At 59.2% G+C, this 25,011-nt stretch carries 25 protein-coding genes; 14 read left to right on the top strand and 11 right to left on the bottom strand.

Going from position 1 to position 25,011, the window contains the following annotated elements:
• Both hdaA and FE840_RS11035 read right to left on the bottom strand, forming a co-directional pair.
• Nucleotides 1-714, bottom strand: a complete 714-nt coding sequence (hdaA, locus tag FE840_RS11040; RefSeq protein ID WP_138289054.1) for a DnaA regulatory inactivator HdaA — start codon at nt 712-714, stop codon at nt 1-3.
• Nucleotides 707-1,837: an AI-2E family transporter gene (locus FE840_RS11035; protein ID WP_138289053.1), complete on the bottom strand. Its 1,131-nt coding sequence runs from the start codon at nt 1,835-1,837 to the stop codon at nt 707-709. Before FE840_RS11035 ends, hdaA begins: the two co-directional genes overlap by 8 nt.
• 220 nt (nt 1,838-2,057) lie before the next feature.
• Here FE840_RS11035 and purM point away from each other — a divergent pair, with 220 nt between their 5' ends.
• Nucleotides 2,058-3,131 carry a phosphoribosylformylglycinamidine cyclo-ligase gene (gene purM, locus FE840_RS11030; protein WP_138289052.1) on the top strand — a complete coding sequence of 358 codons (1,074 nt, stop codon included), beginning with the start codon at nt 2,058-2,060 and terminating at the stop codon, nt 3,129-3,131.
• The gene (purN, locus tag FE840_RS11025) at nt 3,128-3,784 is read left to right on the top strand and encodes a phosphoribosylglycinamide formyltransferase (protein ID WP_138289051.1); all 657 of its coding nucleotides are present in this window, start codon (nt 3,128-3,130) and stop codon (nt 3,782-3,784) included. The genes purM and purN overlap by 4 nt, the downstream gene beginning before the upstream one ends.
• Before the next feature lie 9 nt (nt 3,785-3,793).
• On the opposite strand, the gene FE840_RS11020 is transcribed toward purN, so the two are convergent.
• Both FE840_RS11020 and FE840_RS11015 read right to left on the bottom strand, forming a co-directional pair.
• Entirely contained in the window at nt 3,794-4,381 is a 588-nt protein-coding gene (locus FE840_RS11020; protein WP_138289050.1) for an NUDIX domain-containing protein, read from the bottom strand.
• 4 nt (nt 4,382-4,385) lie between these two features.
• Nucleotides 4,386-6,542 carry a molybdopterin-containing oxidoreductase family protein gene (locus tag FE840_RS11015; protein WP_138289049.1) on the bottom strand — a complete coding sequence of 719 codons (2,157 nt, stop codon included), beginning with the start codon at nt 6,540-6,542 and terminating at the stop codon, nt 4,386-4,388.
• A gap of 33 nt (nt 6,543-6,575) precedes the next feature.
• Between FE840_RS11015 and FE840_RS11010 the strand changes: the two genes are divergently transcribed.
• The 3 genes from FE840_RS11010 to FE840_RS11000 are packed head-to-tail and all read left to right on the top strand — an operon-like array spanning nt 6,576 to nt 8,867.
• Nucleotides 6,576-7,439 carry a 23S rRNA (adenine(2030)-N(6))-methyltransferase RlmJ gene (locus FE840_RS11010; RefSeq protein ID WP_138289048.1) on the top strand — a complete coding sequence of 288 codons (864 nt, stop codon included), beginning with the start codon at nt 6,576-6,578 and terminating at the stop codon, nt 7,437-7,439.
• 22 nt (nt 7,440-7,461) lie between these two features.
• Nucleotides 7,462-8,211, top strand: a complete 750-nt coding sequence (locus tag FE840_RS11005; protein WP_138289047.1) for a ribonuclease T2 family protein — start codon at nt 7,462-7,464, stop codon at nt 8,209-8,211.
• Between the two features lie 59 nt (nt 8,212-8,270).
• A complete protein-coding gene (locus FE840_RS11000; RefSeq protein ID WP_138289046.1) occupies nt 8,271-8,867 on the top strand; it encodes a glutathione S-transferase in 597 nt (198 codons plus the stop codon).
• A gap of 68 nt (nt 8,868-8,935) precedes the next feature.
• Here FE840_RS11000 and FE840_RS10995 read toward each other — a convergent pair whose 3' ends face one another.
• Entirely contained in the window at nt 8,936-9,583 is a 648-nt protein-coding gene (locus tag FE840_RS10995) for an outer membrane protein (RefSeq protein WP_138289045.1), read from the bottom strand.
• A 367-nt stretch (nt 9,584-9,950) separates the two neighbouring features.
• Here FE840_RS10995 and FE840_RS10990 point away from each other — a divergent pair, with 367 nt between their 5' ends.
• The 5 genes from FE840_RS10990 to FE840_RS10970 all read left to right on the top strand — a co-directional run bounded on the left by FE840_RS10990 (nt 9,951) and on the right by FE840_RS10970 (nt 14,172).
• Nucleotides 9,951-10,718, top strand: coding sequence for an SDR family oxidoreductase (locus tag FE840_RS10990; RefSeq protein ID WP_138289125.1), 768 nt, complete (start codon nt 9,951-9,953; stop codon nt 10,716-10,718).
• Complete coding sequence (uvrC, locus tag FE840_RS10985; protein ID WP_138289044.1) at nt 10,715-12,748, top strand: excinuclease ABC subunit UvrC; 2,034 nt, start codon at nt 10,715-10,717, stop codon at nt 12,746-12,748. The genes FE840_RS10990 and uvrC overlap by 4 nt, the downstream gene beginning before the upstream one ends.
• A 117-nt stretch (nt 12,749-12,865) precedes the next feature.
• Nucleotides 12,866-13,447, top strand: a complete 582-nt coding sequence (pgsA, locus tag FE840_RS10980) for a CDP-diacylglycerol--glycerol-3-phosphate 3-phosphatidyltransferase (protein ID WP_138289043.1) — start codon at nt 12,866-12,868, stop codon at nt 13,445-13,447.
• 1 nt (nt 13,448) lies between these two features.
• Nucleotides 13,449-13,703: a molybdopterin converting factor subunit 1 gene (gene moaD / locus FE840_RS10975; protein WP_138289042.1), complete on the top strand. Its 255-nt coding sequence runs from the start codon at nt 13,449-13,451 to the stop codon at nt 13,701-13,703.
• Between the two features lie 4 nt (nt 13,704-13,707).
• The gene (locus FE840_RS10970) at nt 13,708-14,172 is read left to right on the top strand and encodes a molybdenum cofactor biosynthesis protein MoaE (protein WP_138289041.1); all 465 of its coding nucleotides are present in this window, start codon (nt 13,708-13,710) and stop codon (nt 14,170-14,172) included.
• A gap of 115 nt (nt 14,173-14,287) precedes the next feature.
• Here the strand turns inward: FE840_RS10970 and ndk are convergent, their stop codons facing one another.
• Together ndk and FE840_RS10960 are read right to left on the bottom strand one after the other, a co-directional pair.
• The gene (gene ndk / locus FE840_RS10965) at nt 14,288-14,710 is read right to left on the bottom strand and encodes a nucleoside-diphosphate kinase (protein ID WP_138289040.1); all 423 of its coding nucleotides are present in this window, start codon (nt 14,708-14,710) and stop codon (nt 14,288-14,290) included.
• Between the two features lie 112 nt (nt 14,711-14,822).
• Nucleotides 14,823-15,506: a glutathione S-transferase family protein gene (locus tag FE840_RS10960; RefSeq protein WP_138289039.1), complete on the bottom strand. Its 684-nt coding sequence runs from the start codon at nt 15,504-15,506 to the stop codon at nt 14,823-14,825.
• A 153-nt stretch (nt 15,507-15,659) separates the two neighbouring features.
• Here FE840_RS10960 and FE840_RS10955 point away from each other — a divergent pair, with 153 nt between their 5' ends.
• Nucleotides 15,660-16,166, top strand: coding sequence for a DinB family protein (locus FE840_RS10955; RefSeq protein ID WP_138289038.1), 507 nt, complete (start codon nt 15,660-15,662; stop codon nt 16,164-16,166).
• 61 nt (nt 16,167-16,227) lie between these two features.
• Here FE840_RS10955 and FE840_RS10950 read toward each other — a convergent pair whose 3' ends face one another.
• A complete protein-coding gene (locus tag FE840_RS10950) occupies nt 16,228-17,817 on the bottom strand; it encodes a methyl-accepting chemotaxis protein (protein ID WP_138289037.1) in 1,590 nt (529 codons plus the stop codon).
• 5 nt (nt 17,818-17,822) lie between these two features.
• Nucleotides 17,823-18,158, bottom strand: coding sequence for a hypothetical protein (locus FE840_RS10945; protein WP_171033796.1), 336 nt, complete (start codon nt 18,156-18,158; stop codon nt 17,823-17,825).
• A gap of 214 nt (nt 18,159-18,372) precedes the next feature.
• On the opposite strand from FE840_RS10945, the gene FE840_RS10940 reads away from it, so the two are divergent.
• From FE840_RS10940 to FE840_RS10930, 3 genes are all read left to right on the top strand, one after another.
• Nucleotides 18,373-19,586, top strand: a protein-coding gene (locus FE840_RS10940) for an IS3 family transposase (protein WP_138289831.1) whose coding sequence is annotated in 2 segments (ribosomal slippage) — nt 18,373-18,709 and nt 18,709-19,586 — 1,215 coding nt in all. Because the reading frame shifts where the segments join, the coding sequence is not laid out codon by codon here.
• Between the two features lie 144 nt (nt 19,587-19,730).
• A complete protein-coding gene (locus FE840_RS10935; protein WP_138288027.1) occupies nt 19,731-20,792 on the top strand; it encodes a GGDEF domain-containing protein in 1,062 nt (353 codons plus the stop codon).
• Between the two features lie 47 nt (nt 20,793-20,839).
• Complete coding sequence (locus FE840_RS10930) at nt 20,840-22,729, top strand: ABC-F family ATP-binding cassette domain-containing protein (RefSeq protein WP_138288028.1); 1,890 nt, start codon at nt 20,840-20,842, stop codon at nt 22,727-22,729.
• A gap of 28 nt (nt 22,730-22,757) precedes the next feature.
• Here the strand turns inward: FE840_RS10930 and FE840_RS10925 are convergent, their stop codons facing one another.
• Complete coding sequence (locus FE840_RS10925) at nt 22,758-23,207, bottom strand: DNA polymerase III subunit chi (protein ID WP_138288029.1); 450 nt, start codon at nt 23,205-23,207, stop codon at nt 22,758-22,760.
• Between the two features lie 21 nt (nt 23,208-23,228).
• A complete protein-coding gene (locus FE840_RS10920) occupies nt 23,229-24,728 on the bottom strand; it encodes a leucyl aminopeptidase (RefSeq protein ID WP_138288383.1) in 1,500 nt (499 codons plus the stop codon).
• Nucleotides 24,729-25,011 lie beyond the last annotated feature (283 nt).

Here is a 25,011-nt window from a genome sequence, read left to right as displayed (position 1 = left end):
TCACTCCTGCCGTTCGAACTCCTCGATAGTCTCAAGGACTTCCGAGACCAGCGCCCTCGTGATCTTTGTGCGGCGCGCAAGTGCCAGCCTGTCTATCCTGTCAACAACATCCTGTGCCGTCGAGAAGGATCTCTCCATGCGCTGTACGATGTAGCTCACAATCTTATCATCAATATAAAGCTGACGGTCGGCAAAGAGCTTCACGATCACTTGTGCAAGAAGGGCCTCGTCCGGTGGCCCAATCTCCACGACCATGGCTGCCTTCAGGCGCGAACGCAGGTCGGGCAGCTCGACATTCCAGGATGGCGGAAAGCTGCGGGCGGTGATCAGCAGGCTTCGCCCGTGCTGCCGGACATTGTTGATCACGTGAAAGAGTTCGACCTCGTCAAATCCCGCGCGGTCGGCGTCTTCAATCACGACGGAATGGTCAATCGCGATTTGCTGCGACCCCGAGCCAGCGCGAGCGTCAATATCGGTCGCACCACTCAACTCCCGAAAAATCTGGGCGAGATGCGACTTGCCCGAACCGGGCGGCCCCGTCAGAACCACAACCGGGGCCGGCCAGTCCGGCCAACTGTCGATGAGTGAAACGGCAGCCGCCAGACGTTCCGAAACGAGAAGGTCGTCACGACCAGATGCCGCAGCGTAATCGAATTGAAGCGGCAACTGCTCGGCGCCGGTGCGCCGGGTTTGGGTTTTTCTGGTGTCAGACATCGCTATTCTGCGACAGGGTGCGAGGCGGTTCGGCCAGTTGCGGCGGATCGCCATGATAAAGGTCACTATCAAGATACCGCTGGAGCGCAAAACGCACAAGCACACCGACTGCGGCAGCTGCCGGTACGGCAATTAGGACGCCGACAAAACCGAAGAGAGCACCGAAAGCAAAGAGCGCAAACATCAGCCAGACCGGGTGAAGGCCCACGCTTTTGCCCACCAGTTTCGGCTGCAGGATATTGCCCTCGATAAACTGGCCGAGAAAGAAGATGCCGGCCACGAGCGCGATCCAGATGTAATCCGGCCAGAACTGCACAAGCGCCACCCCCACGGCCAGCACAAGACCAACGGTCGAGCCGACATAGGGAATGAAACTGATCAGACCGGTGAAGAAGCCGATCAACAGGCCGAAGTTGAGCCCGACCAGCGAAAGGCCGATCGCATAGAACAATCCGAGAATGAGGCAAAGGGAACCCTGCCCTCGAACGAAACCTGCAATCGTGTTGTCCAGTTCGGTCGCAAGGCCCCGGATGGTGCCGAGGTGATTGCGCGGTATCCAGCTGTCCACCTTGGCGATCATCCGGTCCCAATCCAGCAGGAGATAGAAGGCGACGACTGGCGTGACAATCAGCAAAGCGGCGATATCGACAAGCGCCTTGCCGGAACTCCAGATCTGGCCGATCAGCGTTCCAACGAAACCGACACCCTCGCTGATGTAGCGCGAGAAATTGCTCTTGATCGTGTCCATCTGCCCGTTCAGCCACTCAGGCAACCAGGCAGCGTTGGATGTGGTGATGAAGACCTGCAGCTGGGACACATAGCCCGGAACGCGCTGGATGAAATCGTTGAGCTGGCTCGCCAGGATCGGAATGATGATCATCAGCGACAGCACGAAGACCACGAGGAAGGCGAAGAGAATGACCACTGTCGCCATCAGGCGGCTGAGGCCGAGGCGCTCCAGTCGATCCGCCACCGGATCGAGAAAATAGGCAAGCGCCATCCCCGCGATAAAGGGCAGAAGAATTGAGCTGAAGGTCATCAGGAAAAGAACGAAAATGATCAGCGCGGCGGTCCAGAACATGACCTGACGTCGAAGACCTGTTCCACTGATATGCTTTGCCATAATCTTTTCCTAGCTTGTTGCCACTCACTGTTGTGCGACGCAAACTCGTTATAGGTAGCAAGAGATAGGCGAGGCCGGAAGAGCCGGTCAAGAAGAAGAGATGACAGCGCGGGATAAGGCTGCATGAAGCGGAAATCGGGCACAAGACCGGCTCGCCGCTTGCATATCCGGCCTCTTCATGCCATGGCCAGCCGAAATTCTCGCAAGATCGGAGGCAGGCATGAGCCAGGCTGACAAGAACGGGTTGACCTATAGCGATGCGGGCGTCGACATCGACGCGGGCAACCTGATGGTCGAGAAGATCAAGCCGGCCGTGAAGTCGACCCGCCGTCCGGGCGCGGATGGCGAGATCGGCGGCTTCGGCGGCCTCTTCGACCTCAAGGCCGCCGGCTTCAAGGACCCGATCCTCGTTGCCGCCAATGACGGCGTCGGCACCAAGCTGAAGATCGCCATTGACGCCGATATCCACGACACCGTCGGCATCGATCTTGTTGCCATGTGCGTCAACGATCTCGTCGTTCAGGGCGCCGAGCCCCTGCTGTTCCTGGACTACTTTGCCACCGGCAAGCTCGACCCCGACCAGGGTGCGGCGATCGTTCAGGGCATCGCTGCCGGCTGCCGCGAGGCAGGCTGTGCGCTGATCGGCGGCGAGACCGCCGAAATGCCGGGCATGTATTCCAAGGGCGACTATGATCTCGCGGGCTTTGCCGTAGGTGCTGCCGAGCGCGGCGAATTGCTGCCGGCAGGCGACATCGCCGAAGGCGACGTGATCCTCGGCCTCTCGTCCTCGGGCGTGCATTCCAACGGCTTCTCGCTGGTGCGCAAGATCGTCGAACTCTCGGGGCTTGCCTGGGATGCGCCCGCTCCGTTCGCCGAAGGCAAGTCGCTCGGTGCAGCGCTGCTGACCCCGACCCGCATCTATGTGAAGCCGCTCCTGAAGGCGATCAAGGAAACCAAGGCGCTGAAGGCGCTCGCCCATATCACCGGCGGCGGCTTCCCGGAAAACATTCCGCGCGTACTGCCGAAGCATCTGGCTGCCGAAATCGATCTCTCGTCCTTCCAGGTTCCGGCTGTCTTCTCCTGGCTCGCCAAGACCGGCGGCGTTGTCCAGAACGAGATGCTGCGCACCTTCAACTGCGGCATCGGCATGATCGTCGTCGTCTCCGCCGAGAAGGTGGACGAGGTCACCAAGGTGCTGGAAGCCGAAGGTGAGACCGTTGCCCGTCTGGGTCGCATGATTGCCCGCGAAGAGGGTGCGCATGGCGTGACCTACAAGGGTACGCTCGCCCTATGAGCGGACCACGCAAACGCGTCGTCGCCTTCATCTCCGGCGGCGGGTCGAACATGCTGGCGCTGGCTAGGGCTTGCGAGGCGGCCGATTACCCGGCCGAGATCGTCGCAGTCTTTTCCGACAAGCCTGAGGCCGGTGGACTTGCCAAGGCCGAAGCGCTGGGCATTCCGACACGCGTTTTCGAGCGGAAGAGCTATGGCTCCAAGGCCGAGCACGAGGCAGCGATCCTCGCCGCGCTTGCCGAAATCGGTCCGGACCTGATCTGTCTTGCGGGCTATATGCGCCTGCTGTCGGGTGACTTCATTCGCCCGCATGAAGGCCGGATCCTCAACATCCACCCGTCCCTTCTGCCGCTGTTCCCGGGCCTCAACACGCATCAGCGGGCGATCGAGGCCGGGATGAAGGTGGCCGGCTGTACCGTGCATTTCGTCACCGAGGGCATGGACGAAGGCCCTGTTATCGCGCAATCCGTGGTGCCTGTTATGATCGACGATACGGCAGAGACGCTTGCGGCCCGGGTTCTGACGGTGGAGCACCGGACCTATGCCGCCGCGCTGAAACTCGTCGCTTCGGGTGGCGTTTCCATGCGCAAGGATGGAAGCGTCGAGCGGCTGTCGTCCGAAACGGATGCTGGCGCGCGGCTGATCAGCGCCTGACCTTTCGCGTCAACTTCTGTTTAATGCTGCCCATTGCAAGAGCATGATCGTCTTGGCGTCGACGATTTCGCCTGTTTCAACCATCCTGAGAGCATCAGCAAAGCGAAGTTCGACGACCTCGAGGTCTTCGTGCTCGTCGTCCAGCCCGCCGCCCGCCGAGACGCGATCCACATCCGTCACGGAGCCGTAGAAACAGTGAACTTTCTCGGTGACCGAGCCCGGGGACATATAGGCCGCGAAGGCATTGGAGGCCTTGGTGACGGCATAACCCGTTTCCTCCAGCGCCTCGCGGATCACAGCCTGCAATGCGGTTTCGCCTTCGTCGATGAAGCCGGCGGGCACTTCGAGCAGATAGGGGTGATCACCCATCAGATGGGCGGGGATACGCAACTGGCGTACCAGTGTCACCGTGTCCCGCTCGACATTGTGCAGGAGAATGCCTGCCGCCTCGCGCCGATCAAAAACCTCCCAGGAGAGCCTATGTGGCGCCCTGCCCTCGCGGAAGAAATCAAAGGTGATGCCGCGCAGGTGGCTCCAGCCCTTGAACAGCGTCTTGTCTTCCAGGATCACGATCCGGGCCTTGTCGAAAATGCTCATATCTTCAGGCTTTTCTCATCCAGACCTTGTTGTCGTGGAAGGCTGCACCGCCATGGGGTGCTGCCGGGTCGGCGCCGGTCAGGACGTTGATCCCTTCACCGTCGAGATGGGCCTTGTTCGGCCAGAGGCCCTCGGCCACCAGCACGCCCTGCTTTACGGCATCGGTGATCCTGGCATGGATGCGCAACTCGCCCCTGCCATTGCCGAGGCGTACGACATCGCCATCGGTGAGGCCGAGGCTCAAGGCATCGGCCGGGTTGACCATGACTTCCGGACGCCCCTCCTTGTCGCGCGAGGTCCTGGTCTCGGCGAAGGTGGAGTTGAGGAAGCTGCGTGCCGGAGAGGTCGCGAGCCGGAAGGGATGTTCGGCATCGGCCACTTCGATCAGGTCGACCTGATCGGGATAGACGGGAAGCTGCTTCACGGGGCCAAGAGAGCCGAGCCTTGCCGGCGGCTTGTTTGGGGCTGGCGTATTTTCCCAGTCCGGCTTGAAGCGGAACTTGCCGTCCGGATGGGCAAAGCCCTTCAGGTAATGCGCGTCCCCGAAAGCCGGCTGGCAATCGAGCCACTTGTCCTCGATCAGCGTGTCGAAGTCCGGCTTGCCGCTGACCGCGAGCATGTGCTCGATATGCTCCCGCTCGGTCTTGCCGAAGCCGGGACGATCCGCGACGCCGAGGCGTTTTGCCAGTTCCTCGATGACGAAGAGATTGGTGCGCACCAGAGGCGGCGCGTCGACCAGCTTCGGGCCGAGCAGAATATGGCTCTGGCCACCGCCGCGATAGATGTCGTCATGCTCGACGAACATGGTGGCGGGCAGGACGATATCGGCGAGTTCCGCCGTCTCGGTCATGAACTGCTCGTGCACGGCAACGAAGAGGTCGTTGCGCAGGAAGCCCTGCTTCACCAGCCGCTGTTCGGGAGCGACATTCACCGGATTGGTGTTCTGGATGAGCAGCGCATCGACCGGGCCGCGATCGCGAAGCGCCTCGGCGTCACCGGTCAGGACGCGGCCGATCTGCGACTGGTCGAGCATGCGGATTTCGGGATCGACCATGGCCGTGCCCATCAGCTCGGCCTTGTTGAGCTGGAAGATGTCGCTGTTCGAATGGAAGGCACCACCGCCCTCATATTGCCAGGACCCGAGCACGGTTGCGAGCGACAGGGCCGCATGCATCGACACCGCGCCATTGCGGCTACGGGTGAAGCCGTAGCCGAGGCGGAAGAAGGTTTTCTGCGTCTGGCCGACGAGACGGGCTAAGGCCTCGATCTCCTCGACCGAGAGGCCGGTGATGGCAGACGCCCATTCCGGCGTCTTGTCCTTGAGATGCGTCTCCAGTCCTGCCGGATCGTCGGCGAATCTCGCCATGTATTCGCGGTCCGCATAGCCATCGCGGAAAGCGACATGCATGGCGGCGCAGGCGAGTGCCGCATCGGTGCCGGGCTTAAGGATCAAGGCCATGTCGGCCTGCTTCATCGTCGGATTGTCGTAGATATCGATGACGACGATTTTCGCGCCACGGTCTTTCCGCGCCTTGATCGCGTGGGTCATCACATTGACCTGGGTGGCGACCGCGTTGGTGCCCCAGATGACGACGCAGTCGGAGACGGCCATCTCGCGCGGGTCCGGGCCGCGCAGCGTGCCGGTGCCCATGACATAGCCGGTCCAGGCCATATTGGTGCAGATCGAGCCGAAGAAGCCAGAATATTTCTTGGCGTGGCGGAGGCGCTCGATGGAATCGCGCTGCACGAGACCCATGGTGCCGGCATAGAAATACGGCCAGACGGCTTCCGAGCCGTGGCGCTGCTCGGCCTTGACGAAGGCATCGGCGATCTCATCCAGGGCGGCCTCCCAGGTGACATCCTGCCACTGGCCTGCCCCCTTGGCCCCTGCCCGGCGCACCGGCTTCATCAGGCGGTCGGGATGATATAGCCGTTCGGCATAACGGGCGACCTTCGCGCAGATGACGCCGGCGGTGTAGCTGTTCTCGGCGGCCCCGCGCACACGGCCGATGCGGCCGTCCTCGGTCAGATCGACGTCAAGCGCGCAGGTGGATGGACAGTCATGCGGACAGGCCGTATGACCGAGCGATCGGTTTCGGATGGGGCTCTGGATGTTCATGGGGCCGTTATAGGCCAAGGCCCGGATGCTCAAAAGCCCCATTCAAAGAAATCATCACTGCCATCGGAAGCCTTCATGAATTATCGCCACATCTATCACGCGGGCAATTTTGCCGATGTCTTGAAGCATCTCGTTCTGTCGCGGCTGATCGTCTACCTGCAGCAGAAGGACAAGGCGTTTCGCGTGCTCGACACCCATGCCGGGATCGGGCTCTACGACCTATCCTCCGAAGAAGCACAGAAAACCGGCGAATGGCTTGAAGGCATCGGCAAGGTGATCGATGCGGAACTGCCGGAAAAGGTCGCCGAGATCATGGCGCCCTATCTCGATGCGGTGAAGGCGCTCAATCCGGGCCGCGAGACCGGCGGTCCCTTGCAGACATATCCGGGCTCGCCGAAGCTCGCGCGAGACCTGTTCCGTCCGCAGGATCGCCTCTCGGCGATGGAACTGCATCCCGACGACTGCCGCACGCTTTCCCGTCTGTTCGAAGGCGATTTCCAGGTGCGCGTGACCGAACTCGATGGCTGGCTGACGCTGAATGCGCATCTGCCGCCGAAGGAAAAGCGCGGCATTGTGCTGGTCGACCCGCCCTTCGAGAAGGAGGGCGAATATGAGCGGCTGGTCGACGGGCTTGCCAAGGCACACCGGCGTTTCAGCAACGGGGTCTATTGCCTGTGGTATCCGATCAAGAAGGGCGCGCCGATCAAGGAATTTCACGAGGCGCTGCAGGCGCTGGAGATCCCGAAGGTGCTTTGCGCCGAACTCAATGTGAAAAGCGACCGGGACCAGACAGGGCTGTCCGGCACCGGCCTCATCATCGTCAACCCGCCCTTCACCCTGAAGGACGAGATGCATCTGGTGCTGCCGGAACTGAAGCGACTGATGGCGCAGGATCGCTATGCCTCGCATCGCTGCTTCTGGCTGCGCGGGGAAAAGTGAGCAGACCACGGGGGAGATATCCATGCGAGGACATATCGGCTTCATTGCGCTGGGTGTGCTGTTCGTCGGTGCTGCGGTTTACGGGTTCATGCCGGGGTCTAGCGGAGACACGACCAATCGTGCGGAGCCATCGGCGTCCACTTCGGTTGCGTCCAATTCCGAATCCACGCGGGAAGGCCTATCCGAGAAACCGGCGCCCCAGGCCGATTTCGATTTCTACGTCCTTGCGCTTTCCTGGTCGCCGACCTTTTGCCAGGATGCCGGCGCCGGGCGAAACAGGTATCAATGCGGGCGCGACAAGCAATTCGGGTGGGTTGTGCATGGGCTCTGGCCACAATATGAGCAAGGCTACCCGGAGAGCTGTGATACGAGCCAGCCGCGTCAGGTGCCGGAAGGTGTCGGGCGACGGGTCATGGACATCATGCCCGGCATGGGGCTGATCGGTCACCAGTGGCGCAAGCATGGCACCTGCTCCGGCCTTGCCATGCGCGACTACTTCGATCTGGTGCGAGAGGCCCGCCAGACAGTGCGGATTCCACCAGATTTCGATGACGTTAACCGCCAAACCAGAACTTCGCCCGAGGCCATCGAAGCAGCTTTCATCAAGAACAATCCCGGCCTGACGCGCTCGGGCGTGGCTGTCACCTGTGATCGGGAAAGGCTCGATGAAGTCCGGATCTGTCTTACTACGGATCTTGGCTTTCGTGCCTGTCCGGAGGTCGATGGCCGCAGTTGCCGCCGCTCGCAGATTACCATACCACCGGTGCCGTGAGGTCTTGAGCCGATAGGCTTCGGCAAGCCCTTGTCAGACCACAGCGATAGGAAACGTCCATGAAGCTGCTTTTTTCCCCTCCATCGCCTTACTCATCGAAAGTTCGCATGGCCGCACGCCATCTCGGCATTGCGCTTGAGGACATACGGGTCAACACAGCCGACAATCCGCCGGAACTGCTGACGGCCAACCCGCTTGGCAAGATCCCCTGCCTGCTGACAGACGAGGGAGAAGCCGTCTTCGACAGCCGCGCCATCATGCAGCACCTGAACCGGCTTGGTGATGGGAAACTCTATCCGAAAAAGGATCATAAACGGACCGAAGCGGAGGTGCTCGAGGCGCTTTCCGACGGCATTTGTGACTGCCTTCTTGCAATCGTCTACGAAAAGCGATTCCGGCCACCGGAACTTGTGAGCCAGGCGGCCATGGAGCGCCAATGGGAAAAGATCAACCGGAGCCTTGATCATCTCGACAAGAACCTCCCCAAGTTTGGCAAGAAGCTGCATGGCGGTCATTTCGCGCTCGCTGCCATGCTTGGCTATCTGATGCTCCGCTTCCCAGGCGAATGGGAACAGGGACGCGCCGCACTGACAGAATGGCCTTCGGAATTCGCCAAGCGTTTCGAGCCCTATCCGGCGCTACGCCCGAAAGCCTGAACAGTTTGCCAAACGCAAAAAGCCGGGGCGCGAACCCCGGCTCTTGATCAAGCGGACTGATCGCAGGATCAGAATTTGACGCCGACACCCATCTTGACCGAGTGGTCGTCGAAGCCGCGCGAAATGGTCGTGCCATTCAGGTTGAAGTCACGCTTCTGATAATCGCTGTAGCGGTATTCGACGCGAGCGGTGATGTTGTCGGTCACGAAGGCTTCAACACCGGCGCCAACCGTGTAACCGGCAGCGATGCGCTCGTCATTCGTGCCGAGACCTTCCAGTTCGTGGTTGGCAACAGCAAGACCGGCCGTGCCATAAACCATGAAGGGGTTCAGGTCGTAGCCGACGCGACCACGGACAGAGCCGTTCACGCCCTGGGTTCCAGTGAGGCCAGCGCCAGCCGAACCGTCTTCGCCATTGTAGCCGATATCGGCTTCAGCACCGTAAACGAGCTGGCCGTTCTGCATGTTGTAGCCGCCGTAAAGGGACGCTCCCAGGCCGTTTGCATCGCGACCGTTATTCGAGCCCGTGAACTTGCCGAAGTCGTAAGTGCCAGCACCACCGATATAGGCGCCTGACCAGTCGCCTGCCGGAGCAGCAAAGGATTCGCTGACAATCGGTGCCTGCGGGATCTGGTCGATGGCGTCAGCAGCATTTGCTGCCTGAAAACCCGCGACTGCGGTGGCCGAAGCCAGAAGAAGGATCTTGAAGTTACGCATGCTATTCTCCTTTCGGTATCAGATCGCGCTTACTAATAACCAACGGCGACCCGAACGTTTATCGGGGTATTCCCTGCCCGTTCCGACCGAATAGATGGATTGTAATTGGGGATTTCAAAGAGCCAAAATGTGAATTGATTGTGGCATACTGACGGCTGAATTGCGATGTTGCTTGCCAGACACGGAAACTTTATTAACCCTAACAGAACGTTTAAAAAATATCTCCCAGTTAATCAGATTATATATTTATGTTTATCCAAGAATACGTGCAGACTTCGCCAATTGCCTGGAAAGATATCCACTGTTCAAAATTGAATCAGACGCCATATATCGGCGAAACACCGCGCAATAGGCAGGACCAGACATGATGCAAACAGCGATCCCGAAAGTGGCTCTTGTTACGGGAGCGGCCAAACGACTTGGGCGCGCTATTGCCGAGGATCTTGTGGAACACGGTTTTTCTGTTGCACTGCACGCTAATCATTCGCTTGAGCAAGCGGAGAACCTCGCCGTTTCGTTGCGTGATCGGGGACACCGTGCCGTGGCCGTGAAGGCCGATCTCACGAATGTGAACGAAACACAGTCACTGATTCAAACTGCAACCGCTGCGCTCGGCCCCATAGGACTTCTGGTCAACAATGCCTCGATCTTCGAGGAAGACCATGCAGATCAGTTCGATGCGGCACTCTTCTCGCGCCATTTCGATGTTCACGTGAAGGCACCGGCGATCCTCGCTGCAGATTTCGTCCGATATCTGAAAGAAGGACAGGAGGGACTGATCGTCAACATCATTGATCAACGCGTATGGGCGCTGAAACCCACCTTCTTCTCCTATACACTTTCCAAGGCCACTCTCTGGACGGCAACCCGCACCATGGCACAGGCCTTTGCGCCGAGGGTCCGCGTCAATGCGATCGGGCCTGGCCCTACCCTGCCCTCCGATCGCCAGACAGAGGAAGACTTCAGGACGCAACTCACGACCCTGCCCCTCCAGCGCGGTCCAGAGCTTGGGGAATTCGGTCGCACCATCCGCTTTCTTTTTGACACACCGTCGATCACCGGCCAAATGATTGCCCTGGACGGGGGACAGCATCTGATTTGGCCGGGTTCGGACGGCGCGGAGATTGTTGAATGACGGGAAGGAATCTGCCTGACGGCGGAATTCTTTACGACGGCAGCGAAGACGACGATGACAGCATCACCGTTGAAGGCGATGCCGTACAATCCCATTCGCTCTCCGATATCGACTGGAATGAAGGTGGTCACAATGCAGCCGGTTTGGCCGGTGCGGAGCTGATCGCGGAGTTCGTGAAGCAGCTACCGAATGCACCGGGCGTTTATCGCATGATGAATGCCGACCGCGATGTGCTTTATGTCGGCAAGGCCCGCAGCCTGAAAAAACGCGTCAGCAATTACGCCCAGGGGCGACTGCATTCGAACCGGCTGACCCGGATGGTGCGCGAAACGACCCATATGGAGTTTGTCACGACACGCACGGAGGTTGAGGCGCTCCTGCTGGAAGCCAACCTGATCAAGCGTCTGCGCCCGCGCTTCAACGTGCTTTTGCGTGACGACAAGAGCTTCCCCTATATCCTGATCACCGGCGACAGCCGTTCGCCTGCGATCTACAAGCATCGGGGAGCGCGAGCCAGGAAAGGTGATTACTTCGGACCCTTCGCGTCAGCCAGCGCCGTCGGGCGGACCATCAATTCGCTGCAGCGGGCGTTTTTGCTACGCACCTGCACCGATAGTGTGTTTGAAAGCCGCACTCGACCCTGCCTGCTCTACCAGATCAAGCGATGCTCGGGTCCGTGCACGCATGAGATCAGTGATCAGGATTACATGGGGCTCGTGCGAGAGGCGAAGGATTTCCTCTCGGGCAAGAGCCAGAATGTCAAAGAGGCGATCGCGCAGGCGATGAACGAGGCGGCCGAAGATCTCGATTTTGAGCGCGCCGCTGTTTATCGTGACCGTCTTGCGGGTCTGTCGCATGTGCAGAGCCATCAGGGTATCAACCCGGCAGGGGTTGAAGAAGCGGATGTCTTCGCCATCCACCACGAAGGCGGGCTCTGTTGCATCCAGGTCTTTTTCTTCCGGGCCGGGCAGAATTGGGGCAATCAGGCCTATTTTCCAAAGGCAGATCCGCAGCTTAGCAGTGCAGAGGTGCTGAATGCATTTCTTGCGCAGTTCTATGATGACAAGCCGGTTCCCCGGCTGATCCTGATTTCGGAAAAGATCGAGGAGCAGGAACTGCTGTCGACTGCCCTTGCGGAAAAGGCCGGCCACAAGATCCAGATCTCTGTGCCGCTGCGGGGTGAAAAGAAGGACCTGATAGACCATGTCGCGGGAAATGCGCGTGAAGCCCATGGCCGCAAGCTTGCCGAAACGGCATCGCAGTCGCGCCTCCTGACCGGCCTGGCTGAGACCTTCGGCCTCCCTTATGTGCCACGCCGCATCGAGATCTACGACAACTCCCATATCATGGGGACGAATGCGGTCGGCGGCATGGTGGTCGCGGGGCCGGAAGGTTTCGTGAAGGGCCAGTATCGCAAGTTCAACATCAAATCGACCGACATCACGCCCGGCGACGATTTCGGCATGATGCGGGAAGTGATGACGCGGCGTTTTTCCCGACTGATCAAGGAAGAAGGTCTGCCGGATCGCACCGCCCCGGCAGACGATGCCGGAGACACTCCCTTCCCTGCCTGGCCGGATCTGATCCTGATCGATGGCGGTCAGGGGCAGATGACTGCGGTGCGGGCCATTCTTGAAGAACTCGGCATCACAGATCACGTGATCGCCATCGGGGTGGCCAAGGGTGCCGACCGCGATGCCGGCCGCGAACGCTTCTTCATGCGCGACAAGCCCGATTTCACCCTGCCCCCACGCGATCCGGTGCTCTATTTCATTCAGCGTCTGCGCGACGAGGCGCACCGCTTTGCCATCGGTTCGCATCGGGCACGCCGCAAGAAGGAGATGGTCAAGAACCCGCTGGATGAGATCGGCGGAATCGGCCCGACGCGCAAGCGGGCTCTGCTGCAGCATTTCGGCACAGCCAAGGCCGTCTCACGCGCCGCAATCAATGACCTCATGGCTGTGGATGGCATTTCAGAGGCTGTCGCCCGGCAAATCTACAACCATTTTCACGAAAATGGTGGTGATTGACGCATTTGCCCGTATTTTGGCCCTGAGACATGATAGGAGCATTCAGAATTCTTGCATTGACGGCCCGCTGCGAAAGCCGTCAATTGCGTCCATATATCCGGAAATTGACAGGGCAACATGGCTTCGCGCGCATACAACATACCCAATCTCCTGACTTACGCCCGCATTGTCGCCGTCCCGCTGATTGTCGTCTGCTTCTTTCTTGAAGGGCGGCTCCAGAGCTCCGATTTTGCCCGCTGGGCCGCACTGGCAATCTTTATCGTTGCCTCCATCACAGACTACTTTGATGGCTATCTGGCGCGGATCTGGAACCAGACCTCCAATATCGGCAAGATGCTGGACCCGATTGCCGACAAGCTGCTGATCGCCTCCATCCTGCTGCTGATGGCCGCTGACGGAACAATTGCCGGATGGTCAATCTGGCCGGCAATCACCATCCTGTGCCGGGAAATTCTGGTTTCGGGGCTGAGGGAATATCTCGCGGCGCTGAAGGTGAGTGTGCCCGTCACTCGTATCGCAAAGTGGAAGACCACCGCGCAGATGGTTGCGCTCGGCTTCCTGCTGGCGGGTCCCGCGGGTGACAAGATCCTGCCCTATACTACCGAGACCGGGATTACCCTTCTCTGGATCGCGGCAATCCTGACCATCTATACCGGCTATGACTATTTCCGGGCCGGTGCCAAGCATATGGTCGACTGACATGGTGAAACTCGTTTATTTCGCATGGGTGCGCGAGCGCATCGGCAAGGGGGAAGAGGAGCTGAATCTACCGGCTTCCGTCCAGACCGCTGGCGACTTGATCGCCTATCTCGCCACCCTGGGCGAACAATATGCGGCTGCCTTGCAATATCCCAAAGCCATCCGTGTTGCCATCAACCAGGAACATGTCGAGCATGATGAGCCGATTGCCGGCGCGCGGGAGATCGGGCTCTTTCCGCCGATGACCGGGGGCTGATCCGATGACGGCACCGATCGTCCGAGTTCAGCCGGAGGATTTCGACGCCAGTGTCGAGAGCCGCAGACTGACAGGTGGACGAGCGGATATTGGTGCTGTCGTCTCGTTTGTCGGTCTTTGCCGCGATGAGGCGGGCATGCTCGACGCCCTCGAGCTTGAGCATTATCCCGGCATGGCTGAGGCCGAAATCCGGCGGATTGCAGAGCTGGCTATCGAGCGTTTCTCACTTATGGGACTGACAGCGATCCACCGCCATGGACGGATTTCTGCCGGCGAACAGATCGTGCTGGTCATTGCAGCGGCACCCCATCGGCAAGCCGCCTTCGATGGCGCCAATTTCATGATGGATTATCTGAAGACATCCGCTCCCTTCTGGAAAAAGGAACATCTGAAAGATGGGACAAGCGGAAGCTGGGTGTCCGCCAAGGATGCGGATGACCAGGCCCTTGAACGCTGGAAGAAAGCCTGAGCGCTTCCTTTCCTTTTCCCTTGTCTGATTGCCCAGAAGCAAAAAACCGGAGCGTTACCACTCCGGTTTTTCGTATTCAAGTCAATGGCTTGAGGCTTTCGCCTCAGACCTTGATTCAGCCGACGATTTCGGTGTCGGAGAACCAGTACTTGATTTCCTGGGCAGCGGTTTCCGGAGCGTCCGAGCCGTGAACCGAGTTCTCGCCGATCGAGAGAGCGTGGGTCTTGCGGATCGTGCCTTCTTCAGCATTGGCCGGGTTGGTCGCGCCCATGATTTCGCGGTTCTTCAGGATGGCGTTTTCGCCTTCGAGAACCTGCACCACGGTCGGGCCGGAGGTCATGCCTTCAACCAGTTCGCCGAAGAAAGGACGGTCCTTGTGAACGGCGTAAAAGCCTTCGGCTTCGCGCTTGCTCATCCATACGCGCTTCGAGGCAACGACGCGCAGGCCGGCATCTTCGAGCATCTTGGTGATGGCGCCGGTCAGGTTGCGCTTGGTTGCGTCCGGCTTGATCATGGAGAAGGTGCGTTCAATCGCCATCAGTCTCATCCTTGTTGGTGTCATGGGGAAAGTGGGCGGTATCTAACCGCCCCGAATCACGAAAACAAGGGGGCTTCATGAATTTCACGCCGACGTCACAATCAGCGGCGTTTCAAGCAGTCTCGCGCGCCATGCCGTTGTAAAGATCAAGGCAGCGCTCGAACCAGAGCGTGACCGGATCATCTTTCGCCATAAAAATCGATCCGGCACAAACTCGAAGCCACTGCAGCGCTCCGAAGATGATGTAGTCGGCAAAGAGCGGGTTTTCGCCTCCCAAATAGGGCTGCTGCTTGACCAGGTGACGAACGGGCTCGAACCTGGCTGGAAAAGCGGCAATTTCCTCCTCCCGGCGGGCGACCACGTCTTCCATGGTCTTGCCGAAGCGCTTTTCGCGGCTCTCGCGGAAATAGGCTTTGTCTTCCGGTCCCAGCAGCGCATGGATATCGAGAAGCGCGATGCGCGCGATGGCCGGATGCAGGACGGTATTGCTGTAGGCTTCGACGAAACGCGCCATGGCAACGCCTCCCTCGCCACCGAACAGGGTCGGAGCCTCCGGATAGGCTTCATCCAGATAGGCTGCGATGCGGAAACTGTCGGCCACCACTTCGGAACCGTCGCGCAGGATCGGCACGGTTTTCGACACCCCATTCTCGGCACTCGGGATTGCGGTAAAGGCCAATCGCCGCTCTTCGAAGTCGAGGCCCTTGTGATGCAAGGCCATCACGACTTTCCAACAATGGGGCGAGAATGGGCGGGCGATGTCTTCGCCGCAAAGGGAGTAGAGCGTGCGGGTCATGGATATCCTCTGCTAGGCCGATCTGATCAGCGAGCACGCAGAAAAGCCGATTATTGCGCTCCAGGCAAATCAGCATAATTCATGGAACGCATAAGCCCATTTGACCATAAACCGCGATAGGTTGACCAGCAGGATCAAACACGGAGTTTGCGAATGGAACATTACCGCATGTTCGCCGCCTACAATGCCTGGGCCAACCGGCTGGTCTATGACACTGCAGCGGAATTGACAGAAGAAGAGTTGAACCGCGATTCAGGCGCCTTCTTCGGCTCCCTTTTCGGCACGATGAGCCATGTCGTGACGGCTGACCGGATCTGGCTGAACCGCTTCACCGGAGAAGGCCCCCTGCCCGCATCGCTTGATGAAAGGCCCTGCGCTAAACTTCAGGACCTGAGAGAGATCCGTGAGGAGGAAGACCAGCGGATCATCGCCTTTGCGGAGACACTGACACCGCAAAAACTGGACAGTGTTCTGGAATACACGCCCATAGCCAATCCAACGCCGATCAAACACAGGCTGGGTCCAGCGGTTGCACATTTCTTCAACCACCAGACCCATCACCGGGGGCAGATGCATATGGCTCTGACCGCCCTTGGCAAACCGAGCCTCGCGCTCGATCTCATCTATTTTCTCAGAAGCGAAGGACAGACCTATCTGTGAGAATAAGAAAAGCCGCCAAGGTGTGACGCGTGGCGGCTTTCGATGATTTGGAGGGGTTCGGTCAGGCGGCGCGACGTGTGGCGGCGCTTGGTGAGCGAACGGCGAATCTCGCCATCAACTGATCCAGATTGGTTGTCTCCTGCACCAGCTGCTGGATGGCAGCCGATGACTCTTCAACCATGGCGGCGTTCTGCTGCGTATTGCGGTCGATATGGCCGATCGCGGCGTCGATCTCGGCAAGCCCGGACGACTGGTCGCGGGCTGCATCGACGATCTTGCCGATCTGGTCGCTGATGGAATTGACCTCGTTGGCAATCTTGCTCAATGCCTCGCCGGTCTGGTCCACCAGAGAAACACCATGCTGGACCTGTTCGCCAGAGGCGCTGATCAGAGCCTTGATTTCCTTTGCGGCATTGGCTGAGCGCTGGGCGAGTTCGCGCACTTCCTGCGCGACGACGGCAAAGCCCTTGCCCGCTTCACCGGCACGTGCGGCTTCAACGCCGGCGTTCAGTGCCAGAAGGTTCGTCTGGAAGGCGATCTCGTCAATGACACCGATGATGCTGGAGATCGACTGGGATGACTGCTCGATGGCGCTCATGGCGGAGACCGCCTCGGTCACGATGGACGCCGAGCGCTCGGCGCCCGTACGGGCGTCGCTCACCATGCGGCCAACATTCTCGGCAACCTGCACCGTTTGCTTGACCGTGGTTGCGATCCCCGAAAGGGCACTGGCGGTTTCTTCGATCGACGCCGCCTGGCGCTCGCTTCGGGCCGAGAGATCCTGATTGGCGTGACCGATCTGCGCGGTACCATGACGGATGGTCTGCGCGACCTGGCCGACCTGACCGATGACGGCCTCGAGATTATCAACGGAACTGTTGAAGGAGGTGCGCAACTCGTCAAGCTTACCGGGGAACGGCTTTTCGATGCGGCAGGAAAGGTCGCCCTGGGCAAGCTTGCCGAGCACCAGCCCAAGTTCCGTGACTGCCGTCTGGATGGCTTGCGATTCAGCAGTCTTCTCAGCTTCGCGCTGCTCGCGTTCAACTCGTGCAGCCTCGTCAGCGCGCTTGGCATGGTCGGCCATGGAGGTGGCTTCTTCGCGTGCGGCTGTTGCAGTTGTCACCGCCCTGTCCGAAGCCATGAAGGCCTGGACGACAGCGGCAGTCAGCGTGATCAGGACGCCGGCCTGCAACACCAGAATGACGGCGTGGATCATGACGCGCGAAAAGTCCGATTCACCCGGGAAAACGGCGAAGGGCATGGCGAAATAGAGGACCAGATGGTGAACGGCCACCAGGCCTGCATAGGCAATGATTGCGCGCCAGTCGATCCAGGCAGCGCACAACGCGAGCGTTGCAAAGAAGTACATGTGCATGTCGATCTGCAGCCCGTTGCCTGAAAACAGGTAAACGAGAATGGCAACGGTTGCCGCATGGGCAATCGACGTCAGGATACGTGTTGTCTGACCTGTGCGGTCCTGCATCCATGCAAACATCGCCGGCGCCAATACCAGTGCTGTTGCAACGAGGGAGAACCAGTCCATCCCTTCTGGTCGCAACAGGTTGCGGACGACTATCAGGCCGAAATTGACCCAAAGCAGCGCCACGATGCCGATCGATGCCTTTTCCCTAAGTTTCTGCAGTTCGTTCATTTCCGTTATCCCTCAAGGCAGCCAACTGCCAGACTATGATTGAGCACCAGGTAGGCACCGGCCTTCGACAACCTTGTTGCAAAACCAGGTTCGTCAGACTGCGCGACCGAGATCCAGGGATAGCGACCCGCCCAGACGAACGCGCCGCCCGCCTCTGAAATCACTGCCATGTTCTCTGCCGCATCGCCTGAGGGGCTTGTCACGACCAGTACGAAAGAGCCGTCGGGGCGAGAAATCACCCCGATCAGAAGCAGCAATGTCATCAAGAAATAGGCCGCTATCGCCGTCCGAACCGATACCACAGTAACCGCTTTCCCCCAGGTGCCCGGATCACCCGACACGCCGGATTCTTTTTGCGCGACCAGTGACCCATGTCACAAATCCTAGGTGAAGCAGGGCTAATATCAGATTAACGAAAACTCGAATTTTAGCACTACGACATAACTTGTAATTGCAATATATCTGAACATGATCGGTTAACCTGAACTGCCCCCCATTTCGACCGGACAGTCGGCATAAGCAGAAAGGCTCAAGCACGGGCTTGAGGACAGGCTTATGTCTAACGAGTATCGACATGTTGAATTGCTGACGGGTGATGTCCGCCGCAGGCGCTGGACAACCGAGCAGAAGCTGACAATCATCGAGCAGAGTTTCGAACCAGGCGAGACGGTGTCTTCGGCCGCTCGCCGCCATGGCGTCGCGCCCAATCTGCTTTACCGGTGGCGCAGGCTTTTGAGTGAGGGAGGTGCTGCAGCCGTGGATTCGGACGAGCCGGTTGTCGGCAATTCGGAAGTGAAGAAGCTGGAGGATCGTGTCCGCGAGCTGGAGCGCATGCTCGGTCGCAAGACGATGGAGGTCGAAATTCTCCGCGAAGCCTTGTCCAAAGCAGACTCAAAAAAACGGATATCGCGGCCGATCTTGTTGCCGAAGGACGGTTCCCGATGAAATCAGTCGCCGACACGCTTGGCGTATCCCGTTCCAACCTGATCGAGCGGCTGAAAGGCAGATCGAAGCCGCGTCGCTCCTATCACAAGGCCGAGGATGCAGACCTCTTGCCCATCATCCGCAGGCTGGTGGATCAAAGGCCAACCTATGGCTATCGGCGGATCACCGCGCTCCTCAATCGCGAGAGGCGAGCCGCCGATAAGCCTGTCGTCAACGCCAAACGGGTTCATCGCATCATGGGCAACCACGCCATGCTGCTGGAGAAGCACACCGCCGTTCGCAAGGGCCGCCTCCATGACGGCAAGGTGATGGTCATGCGCTCGAACCTGCGCTGGTGCTCGGACGGGTTGGAGTTCACCTGCTGGAATGGCGAGGTCATTCGTCTTGCCTTCATCATCGACGCCTTCGACCGCGAGATCATCGCCTGGACGGCGGTCGCCAACGGCGGCATCTCCGGCTCTGACGTGCGCGACATGATGCTGGAGGCGGTCGAGAAGCGCTTCGCAGCAACGAGAGCCCCGCACGCAATAGAGCATCTCTCGGACAATGGCTCGGCTTACACCGCGAGGGACACGAGACTGTTTGCCCAGGCGCTCAATCTGACGCCTTGCTTCACGCCGGTGGCCAGTCCGCAGTCGAACGGCATGTCGGAGGCCTTCGTCAAAACCTTGAAGCGGGACTATATCCGCATCTCAGCTCTACCGGACGCCGAAACAGCGCTCCGGCTCATCGACGGATGGATCGAGGACTATAACGAAATCCATCCCCATTCCGCGCTCAAGATGGCTTCTCCACGGCAGTTCATCAGGGCTAAATCAAACTAGCCGACATGTCCGGTGAAACGGGGTGCACTCCAATGATCGGTTAACCGAAATTGGCTTCAAACCACCAGGTTAACGCTTTTCACAAACATCTCGCCAATGGTTCCGTTTCTGACACAGCGTCAAAACGAAATTGGGGGCGAAACCATGGATAGCAATCACCGATCAGCGGCACAGCGTGTCGGTCCGACCGGCTCTGATAGCATGAACAAGATTGCAGGCTTCATGACACGTCATCACATGGCTCCCCTGCCTCGCAATTTCGAGTTGGTCCATGAAGCTCTGACCGCCGGAAACGCCGAACTGGCGCGAGAACTGGCTGGTCTGGGACCGCATCCAAGTCAAAATGCGCTCGACCAGCTTGGCCTTCGCTATCGACTTCCAGGTCACTGCGGCATGACGGCGGAACGGCTCGAGGGAGAAGTTCTTGCGCGTGTTTCAAGACTGCGCGATCAGGTGTCGCTCAGTCTCATCCAAAAGCGGACTTTCGTGCGCGCCGTCGAGACAATTGTCAGGGCTGTGAAAGAGGACGAGGGACAGAGCCTGGCGGAATTCCTGGCTGAACTTGATTTCCTGTCGGCGTCGGCCACCGACTTGATCCGTGCAGAAACGCTTCTGGGCGAGGAAATGGAAGCTGGCATTTCGGCGATCGCGAAAGCAGAGGCCGCCAGCCAGACGGCCAAGACCATGATGCTCAAGGATCGCCTGACGGGCTTGCCCAATCGGGCTGCATTCCTCAATCAACTGGATGCCGTCTACAGCGAGGAGGCAAGTCCGAGCGGATACGCTCTCGTTCTTGTACAAATTCCGGATCTGACCGGGCTGCAACACCAATATGGTGACGAGGCAGTGATGAAGATCCTGAAACGGCTTTCTGCCATCTTTCGCAAGACCATCAAGAAGAATGATCGAATTGCCCGGATCGACATGGGCTCCTTCGGCTTCCTGTTTGCCGATGTCGATGCCAATGACGCCCATGCAATTGCCGAGCGTCTCTACGAGGCTGCAGAAAACAATCTGGTCTTTGCGACAGAGCATCAGACGCAACATACGGGAGGCCTGTCGCTGGCGATTGGACATGCCCAGAGCGATGACGCAGCCGATCCGTTGAAACTTCTGGAACTGGCAAGCGCGGCGATGCATCTGGCAGCCACCAATCCCCGGCAGCCGATCATCGGCCATCGTTCGGGATCGCGGCAGGCAGCGTGATAAAGTGACCGCTTGCGTTCGGAACGGACATCGGCCAAAACCCGGCCATGATCACGATATCCGATGTTTCCGCCCGTATTGCAGGACGCCTGCTTATTGACCACGCCAGTGTTTCGCTGCCAGCAGGCACGAAGGCGGGTCTTGTTGGCAAGAATGGTGCCGGAAAATCGACGCTGTTTCGCATCATCACCGGCGATCTCGCCGCCGAGAGTGGCTCGATCTCGATCCCGAAAAATGCCCGGATTGGGCAGGTCGCCCAGGAAGCACCGGGCACGGAAGAGTCGCTGATCTCCATCGTCCTGTCCGCCGACAAGGAACGGGCGGCCCTGCTCGCGGAAGCCGAGACGGCCACGGATCCGCATCGCATTGCCGAGATCCAGACGCGGCTTGCCGATATCGGCGCCCATTCAGCCGAGGCGCGCGCGGCGACCATCCTGTCCGGCCTCGGTTTCGACCATGAGGCACAGCAGCGCCCGGCCTCGTCCTTTTCTGGCGGCTGGCGCATGCGCGTGGCGCTTGCCTCGGTGCTGTTTGCAGAGCCGGACCTTCTGCTGCTCGACGAGCCGACCAACTATCTCGACCTCGAAGGCACGCTGTGGCTTGAAGACTATGTACGGCGCTATCCGCATACCGTGATTATTATCAGCCATGACCGCGACCTTCTGAACACCGCCGTCAACTCCATCATCCATCTCGACCAGAAGAAGCTGACCTTCTATCGCGGCGGCTATGACAGCTTCGAGCGTCAGAAGGCAGAGAACGACGAATTGCAGATGAAGGCCAAGGCGAAGAACGATGCCGCCCGCAAGCATCTGCAAAGCTTCATCGACCGGTTCCGCGCCAAGGCGACCAAGGCCAAGCAGGCCCAGAGCCGCATCAAGGCGCTGGAGCGGATGGGCACGGTTGCCGCCGTGATCGAGGACCATGTCCATCCGATTACCTTCCCGAAGCCGGAAAAGCAGCCGGCCTCGCCGATCGTTGCGATCTCGGGCGGCGTGGTGGGTTACGAGCCGGGCAAACCGATCCTGAAGAACCTCAATCTCCGGATCGACAATGACGACCGCATTGCCCTGCTCGGCTCGAACGGCAACGGCAAGTCAACCTTCGCCAAATTCATTTCCAACCGGCTGGCGGCGCAGGGCGGAGAACTGAAAACGGCACCAAATCTGAAAATCGGCTTCTTCGCCCAGCATCAGCTCGACGACCTGATCCCGAACGAGAGCCCCGTTGATCATGTCCGCCGGTTGATGAGCCAAGAGCCGGAAGCCAAGGTGCGCGCCCGTGTGGCCCAGATGGGGCTTGCGACCGAGAAGATGGAAACGGCAGCGAAGGACCTGTCCGGGGGCGAGAAGGCACGTCTGCTGATGGGGCTTGCGGCCTTCCACGCGCCGAACCTCCTGATCCTCGACGAACCGACCAATCATCTCGACATCGACAGCCGCAAGGCACTGATCGAGGCACTCAACGACTACGAGGGCGCCGTCATCCTGATCAGCCATGATCGCCACCTGATCGAGGCGACCGTCGACCGGCTGTGGCTGGTCAACAACGGCACGGTGACAAGCTTCGACGGCGATATGGAGGAGTATCGCTCGCTGATAATCGCATCCGGCAAGAAGCCGGTTGAGAAGGACAAGAGCGACAGCGGCGCCGACACGGTCAACAAGGCGGAGCAGCGCAAGGCGGCTGCGGACAAGCGTGCAAGCCTTGCGCCACTGAAGAAAAAAATCAACGAAATCGAGACGTTGACGAAAAAGCTGGAGACTTTGATTCAAGCGCTCGACAGGGAGCTGGCCGATCCAGCTCTGTATGAGAAGACCCCAGCAAAAGCCGCCGAAAAGGCAAAACAGCGCGGCGAGGCTGCCGCAAAGCTGTCAGACGCGGAAGAACAGTGGCTGGAACTGTCGGCCGAGTATGAGGAGGCAATGGCCGGCTGAGGCGCAATGAGCTTCAACTGCAGCGACCTTACGCCTTCTTCTCCCACCGTCCTTCTGGCGTCTGCTGCCAATAGGTCAATTGATGGCCATCGGCCTTGAGCTGTTTCCAGTGTCCGCGCGCCGCCTCGACCTGTGACTGGTCATAACCATCAAAGACAAAAACCACCCGGTCGTATTCAAGGCTCGTTGGTGGCGCTGCTCCATCAACGAGGAAGCGCACGGTCGCCTGATTGCGGTTCTGATCCGATAGTGTCAACAAAACAGGCTGCTCAGCCGCATGGTCTGTGTCATCAAGACCGTGCGGCAAGAAACTGTCATCACGATAGACCCACAGATGGGCATCGAGCGACGCCAGTCTGTCGGCATCGCCGCCCTGGACCGCAACCCGCCAACCTCGCTCCAGACTTTTCTCAAGCAAAGGCGGCAGCGCGTCCTGCAATTTGGATTCTGTCAGGTGGTAAAAAAGAACCTCAGCCAAGGGCTTTCTCCAGCACAGACCTCAGCCCTCGTAATTGGACCTGACCAGTTCATCAAGCAGTCGAACGCCGAAACCGGACCCCCAGGACTGATTGATTTCATCAGACGGCGAGGACATTGCCGTTCCAGCCACATCCAGATGCGCCCAGGGAGTGTCTTTGACGAACCGCTTGAGAAACTGAGCTGCGGTGATGGAGCCGGCATTGCGCCCTCCGGTATTCTTCATATCGGCGAATTTGCTGTCGATCAGCTTGTCGTAGTCCTTGCCAAGCGGCATGCGCCACAGTCGCTCGTTCGATGCCAGGCCCGCCGCCAGAAGCTTTTCAGCCAGTTCATCATCATTGCTGAAGAGACCGGCATGCTGCGTACCAAGAGCAACCATGATCGCTCCGGTCAAAGTCGCAAGATTGATCATCAGACGTGGTTTGAAGCGGTCATTGCAATACCAGAGGGCATCGCACAGAACGAGCCGGCCCTCGGCATCCGTATTGATGATCTCGATCGTCTGACCCGACATCGACGTCACGATGTCGCCGGGGCGTTGGGCGTTTCCATCCGGCATATTCTCCACAAGTCCGAGGATGCCGACAGCATTGACCTTCGCCTTGCGGGCGGCAAGCGTGTGCATGAGACCGATCACGGCAGCGGCCCCGCCCATGTCGCCCTTCATGTCCTCCATGCCACCGGCTGGCTTGATCGAGATTCCGCCGGTGTCAAAGACCACGCCCTTGCCAATGAAAGCGAGCGGCTTGTCCTTCGACTTGCCGCCTTTCCACTGCATCACGGCGAGGCGCGGGGGGCGAACAGATCCTTGGGCGACGCCCAGAAGCGCCCGCATGCCGAGATCTGCCATCTGCTTCTCTGTCAGGATCTCCACATCGACGCCCAGCTTTTCCAGTTGTCTTGCGTGGTCGGCGAACTCAACGGGACCCAGCACATTGGCAGGCTCATTGACGAGATTGCGCGCCAGGATGACACCATCGGCAACGGCCTCGGCATCGGAAAAGGCTTTCTTCGCTGCAGAGGCCTCCTCAGTGACGAGGGTGACCTTGATTGTCTTGTCCGCTGTCTTGGCATCGTCGTCGTCCGACTTCCTGGTCGTCTTGTATGTGTCGAACTTGTAGGCCCGCAGGATCATGCCGAGAGCAAAATCGGCAGCCGCTTTTGCCGTTAAGGGCACATCCGGAGCATCGAGATAGACCGCAACATGCTCGGCCCCCTTGATTGCTGCAGCGGCCGTGCCGCCCGCTGTGAGCCAGTCATGCGCCGTCATGTCCTCCTGTTTGCCCAGTCCAAGAACGACGATGCGGTCTGCCGGTGAATTATAGGGAGCGACAATATCGATTGTGGACAGCGATTTGCCGGTAAACTTGCTCACCTTTGCCGCGCGCTCGAAGACCGAGGCAGGATCAGCTTCGGAAGCCCCCGCCGGTTTGGTGCCTCCCTGTCCGACAAGCAGGATCGCCAGTCCCGACTTCAGAGTGTGTGTTTTGGTGAAGCTGATGGAAAGCTTGGAGGCCATGATCTGTCCTTGAACGCTTGTCATGAAAAGTCGAAGCGATCATGCCCATTTCAAATCCGTCAATGCAAGGGCGAAGTGCGAGCAAAATCAATCTGCCTGCAATTGATTCATCACGTCCTTCATGATCGCCCCAGAAGCGCCGAGAGCGTGTTGCAAATATCGCGCCTTTTGAAAAAGTGCACAGCGCCGATGCGGAAAAGCGCTCGCCGAAGGTCGCCAAATGGTCACAAGCATCGTAGAGAACGGCATGCTCAATCGGTGGGGATGCGACTGCGTCTTCTAC

The sequence above is a fragment of the Peteryoungia desertarenae genome (assembly GCF_005860795.2).
Taxonomy (GTDB): domain Bacteria; phylum Pseudomonadota; class Alphaproteobacteria; order Rhizobiales; family Rhizobiaceae; genus Allorhizobium; species Allorhizobium desertarenae.
Note: the sequence above shows the minus strand (reverse complement) of the source record. Positions and strands in the feature narration are given on the sequence as shown.

Bases quoted from the DNA above. Each gene is read 5' to 3' on its own strand.
- hdaA (WP_138289054.1), bottom strand. From the start codon at position 714: ATGTCTGACACCAGAAAAACCCAAACCCGGCGCACCGGCGCCGAGCAG.
- FE840_RS10995 (WP_138289045.1), bottom strand. From the start codon at position 9,583: ATGCGTAACTTCAAGATCCTTCTTCTGGCTTCGGCCACCGCAGTCGCG.
- FE840_RS10990 (WP_138289125.1), top strand. From the start codon at position 9,951: ATGCAAACAGCGATCCCGAAAGTGGCTCTTGTTACGGGAGCGGCCAAA.
- moaD (WP_138289042.1), top strand. From the start codon at position 13,449: ATGGTGAAACTCGTTTATTTCGCATGGGTGCGCGAGCGCATCGGCAAG.
- uvrC (WP_138289044.1), top strand. From the start codon at position 10,715: ATGACGGGAAGGAATCTGCCTGACGGCGGAATTCTTTACGACGGCAGC.
- FE840_RS10955 (WP_138289038.1), top strand. From the start codon at position 15,660: ATGGAACATTACCGCATGTTCGCCGCCTACAATGCCTGGGCCAACCGG.
- FE840_RS11020 (WP_138289050.1), bottom strand. From the start codon at position 4,381: ATGAGCATTTTCGACAAGGCCCGGATCGTGATCCTGGAAGACAAGACG.
- FE840_RS10950 (WP_138289037.1), bottom strand. From the start codon at position 17,817: ATGAACGAACTGCAGAAACTTAGGGAAAAGGCATCGATCGGCATCGTG.
- FE840_RS10935 (WP_138288027.1), top strand. From the start codon at position 19,731: ATGGATAGCAATCACCGATCAGCGGCACAGCGTGTCGGTCCGACCGGC.
- ndk (WP_138289040.1), bottom strand. From the start codon at position 14,710: ATGGCGATTGAACGCACCTTCTCCATGATCAAGCCGGACGCAACCAAG.
- FE840_RS10920 (WP_138288383.1), bottom strand. From the start codon at position 24,728: ATGGCCTCCAAGCTTTCCATCAGCTTCACCAAAACACACACTCTGAAG.
- FE840_RS11010 (WP_138289048.1), top strand. From the start codon at position 6,576: ATGAATTATCGCCACATCTATCACGCGGGCAATTTTGCCGATGTCTTG.
- pgsA (WP_138289043.1), top strand. From the start codon at position 12,866: ATGGCTTCGCGCGCATACAACATACCCAATCTCCTGACTTACGCCCGC.
- FE840_RS10930 (WP_138288028.1), top strand. From the start codon at position 20,840: ATGATCACGATATCCGATGTTTCCGCCCGTATTGCAGGACGCCTGCTT.
- FE840_RS11015 (WP_138289049.1), bottom strand. From the start codon at position 6,542: ATGGGGCTTTTGAGCATCCGGGCCTTGGCCTATAACGGCCCCATGAAC.
- FE840_RS11005 (WP_138289047.1), top strand. From the start codon at position 7,462: ATGCGAGGACATATCGGCTTCATTGCGCTGGGTGTGCTGTTCGTCGGT.
- FE840_RS11035 (WP_138289053.1), bottom strand. From the start codon at position 1,837: ATGGCAAAGCATATCAGTGGAACAGGTCTTCGACGTCAGGTCATGTTC.
- FE840_RS10960 (WP_138289039.1), bottom strand. From the start codon at position 15,506: ATGACCCGCACGCTCTACTCCCTTTGCGGCGAAGACATCGCCCGCCCA.
- purM (WP_138289052.1), top strand. From the start codon at position 2,058: ATGAGCCAGGCTGACAAGAACGGGTTGACCTATAGCGATGCGGGCGTC.
- FE840_RS11000 (WP_138289046.1), top strand. From the start codon at position 8,271: ATGAAGCTGCTTTTTTCCCCTCCATCGCCTTACTCATCGAAAGTTCGC.
- purN (WP_138289051.1), top strand. From the start codon at position 3,128: ATGAGCGGACCACGCAAACGCGTCGTCGCCTTCATCTCCGGCGGCGGG.
- FE840_RS10970 (WP_138289041.1), top strand. From the start codon at position 13,708: ATGACGGCACCGATCGTCCGAGTTCAGCCGGAGGATTTCGACGCCAGT.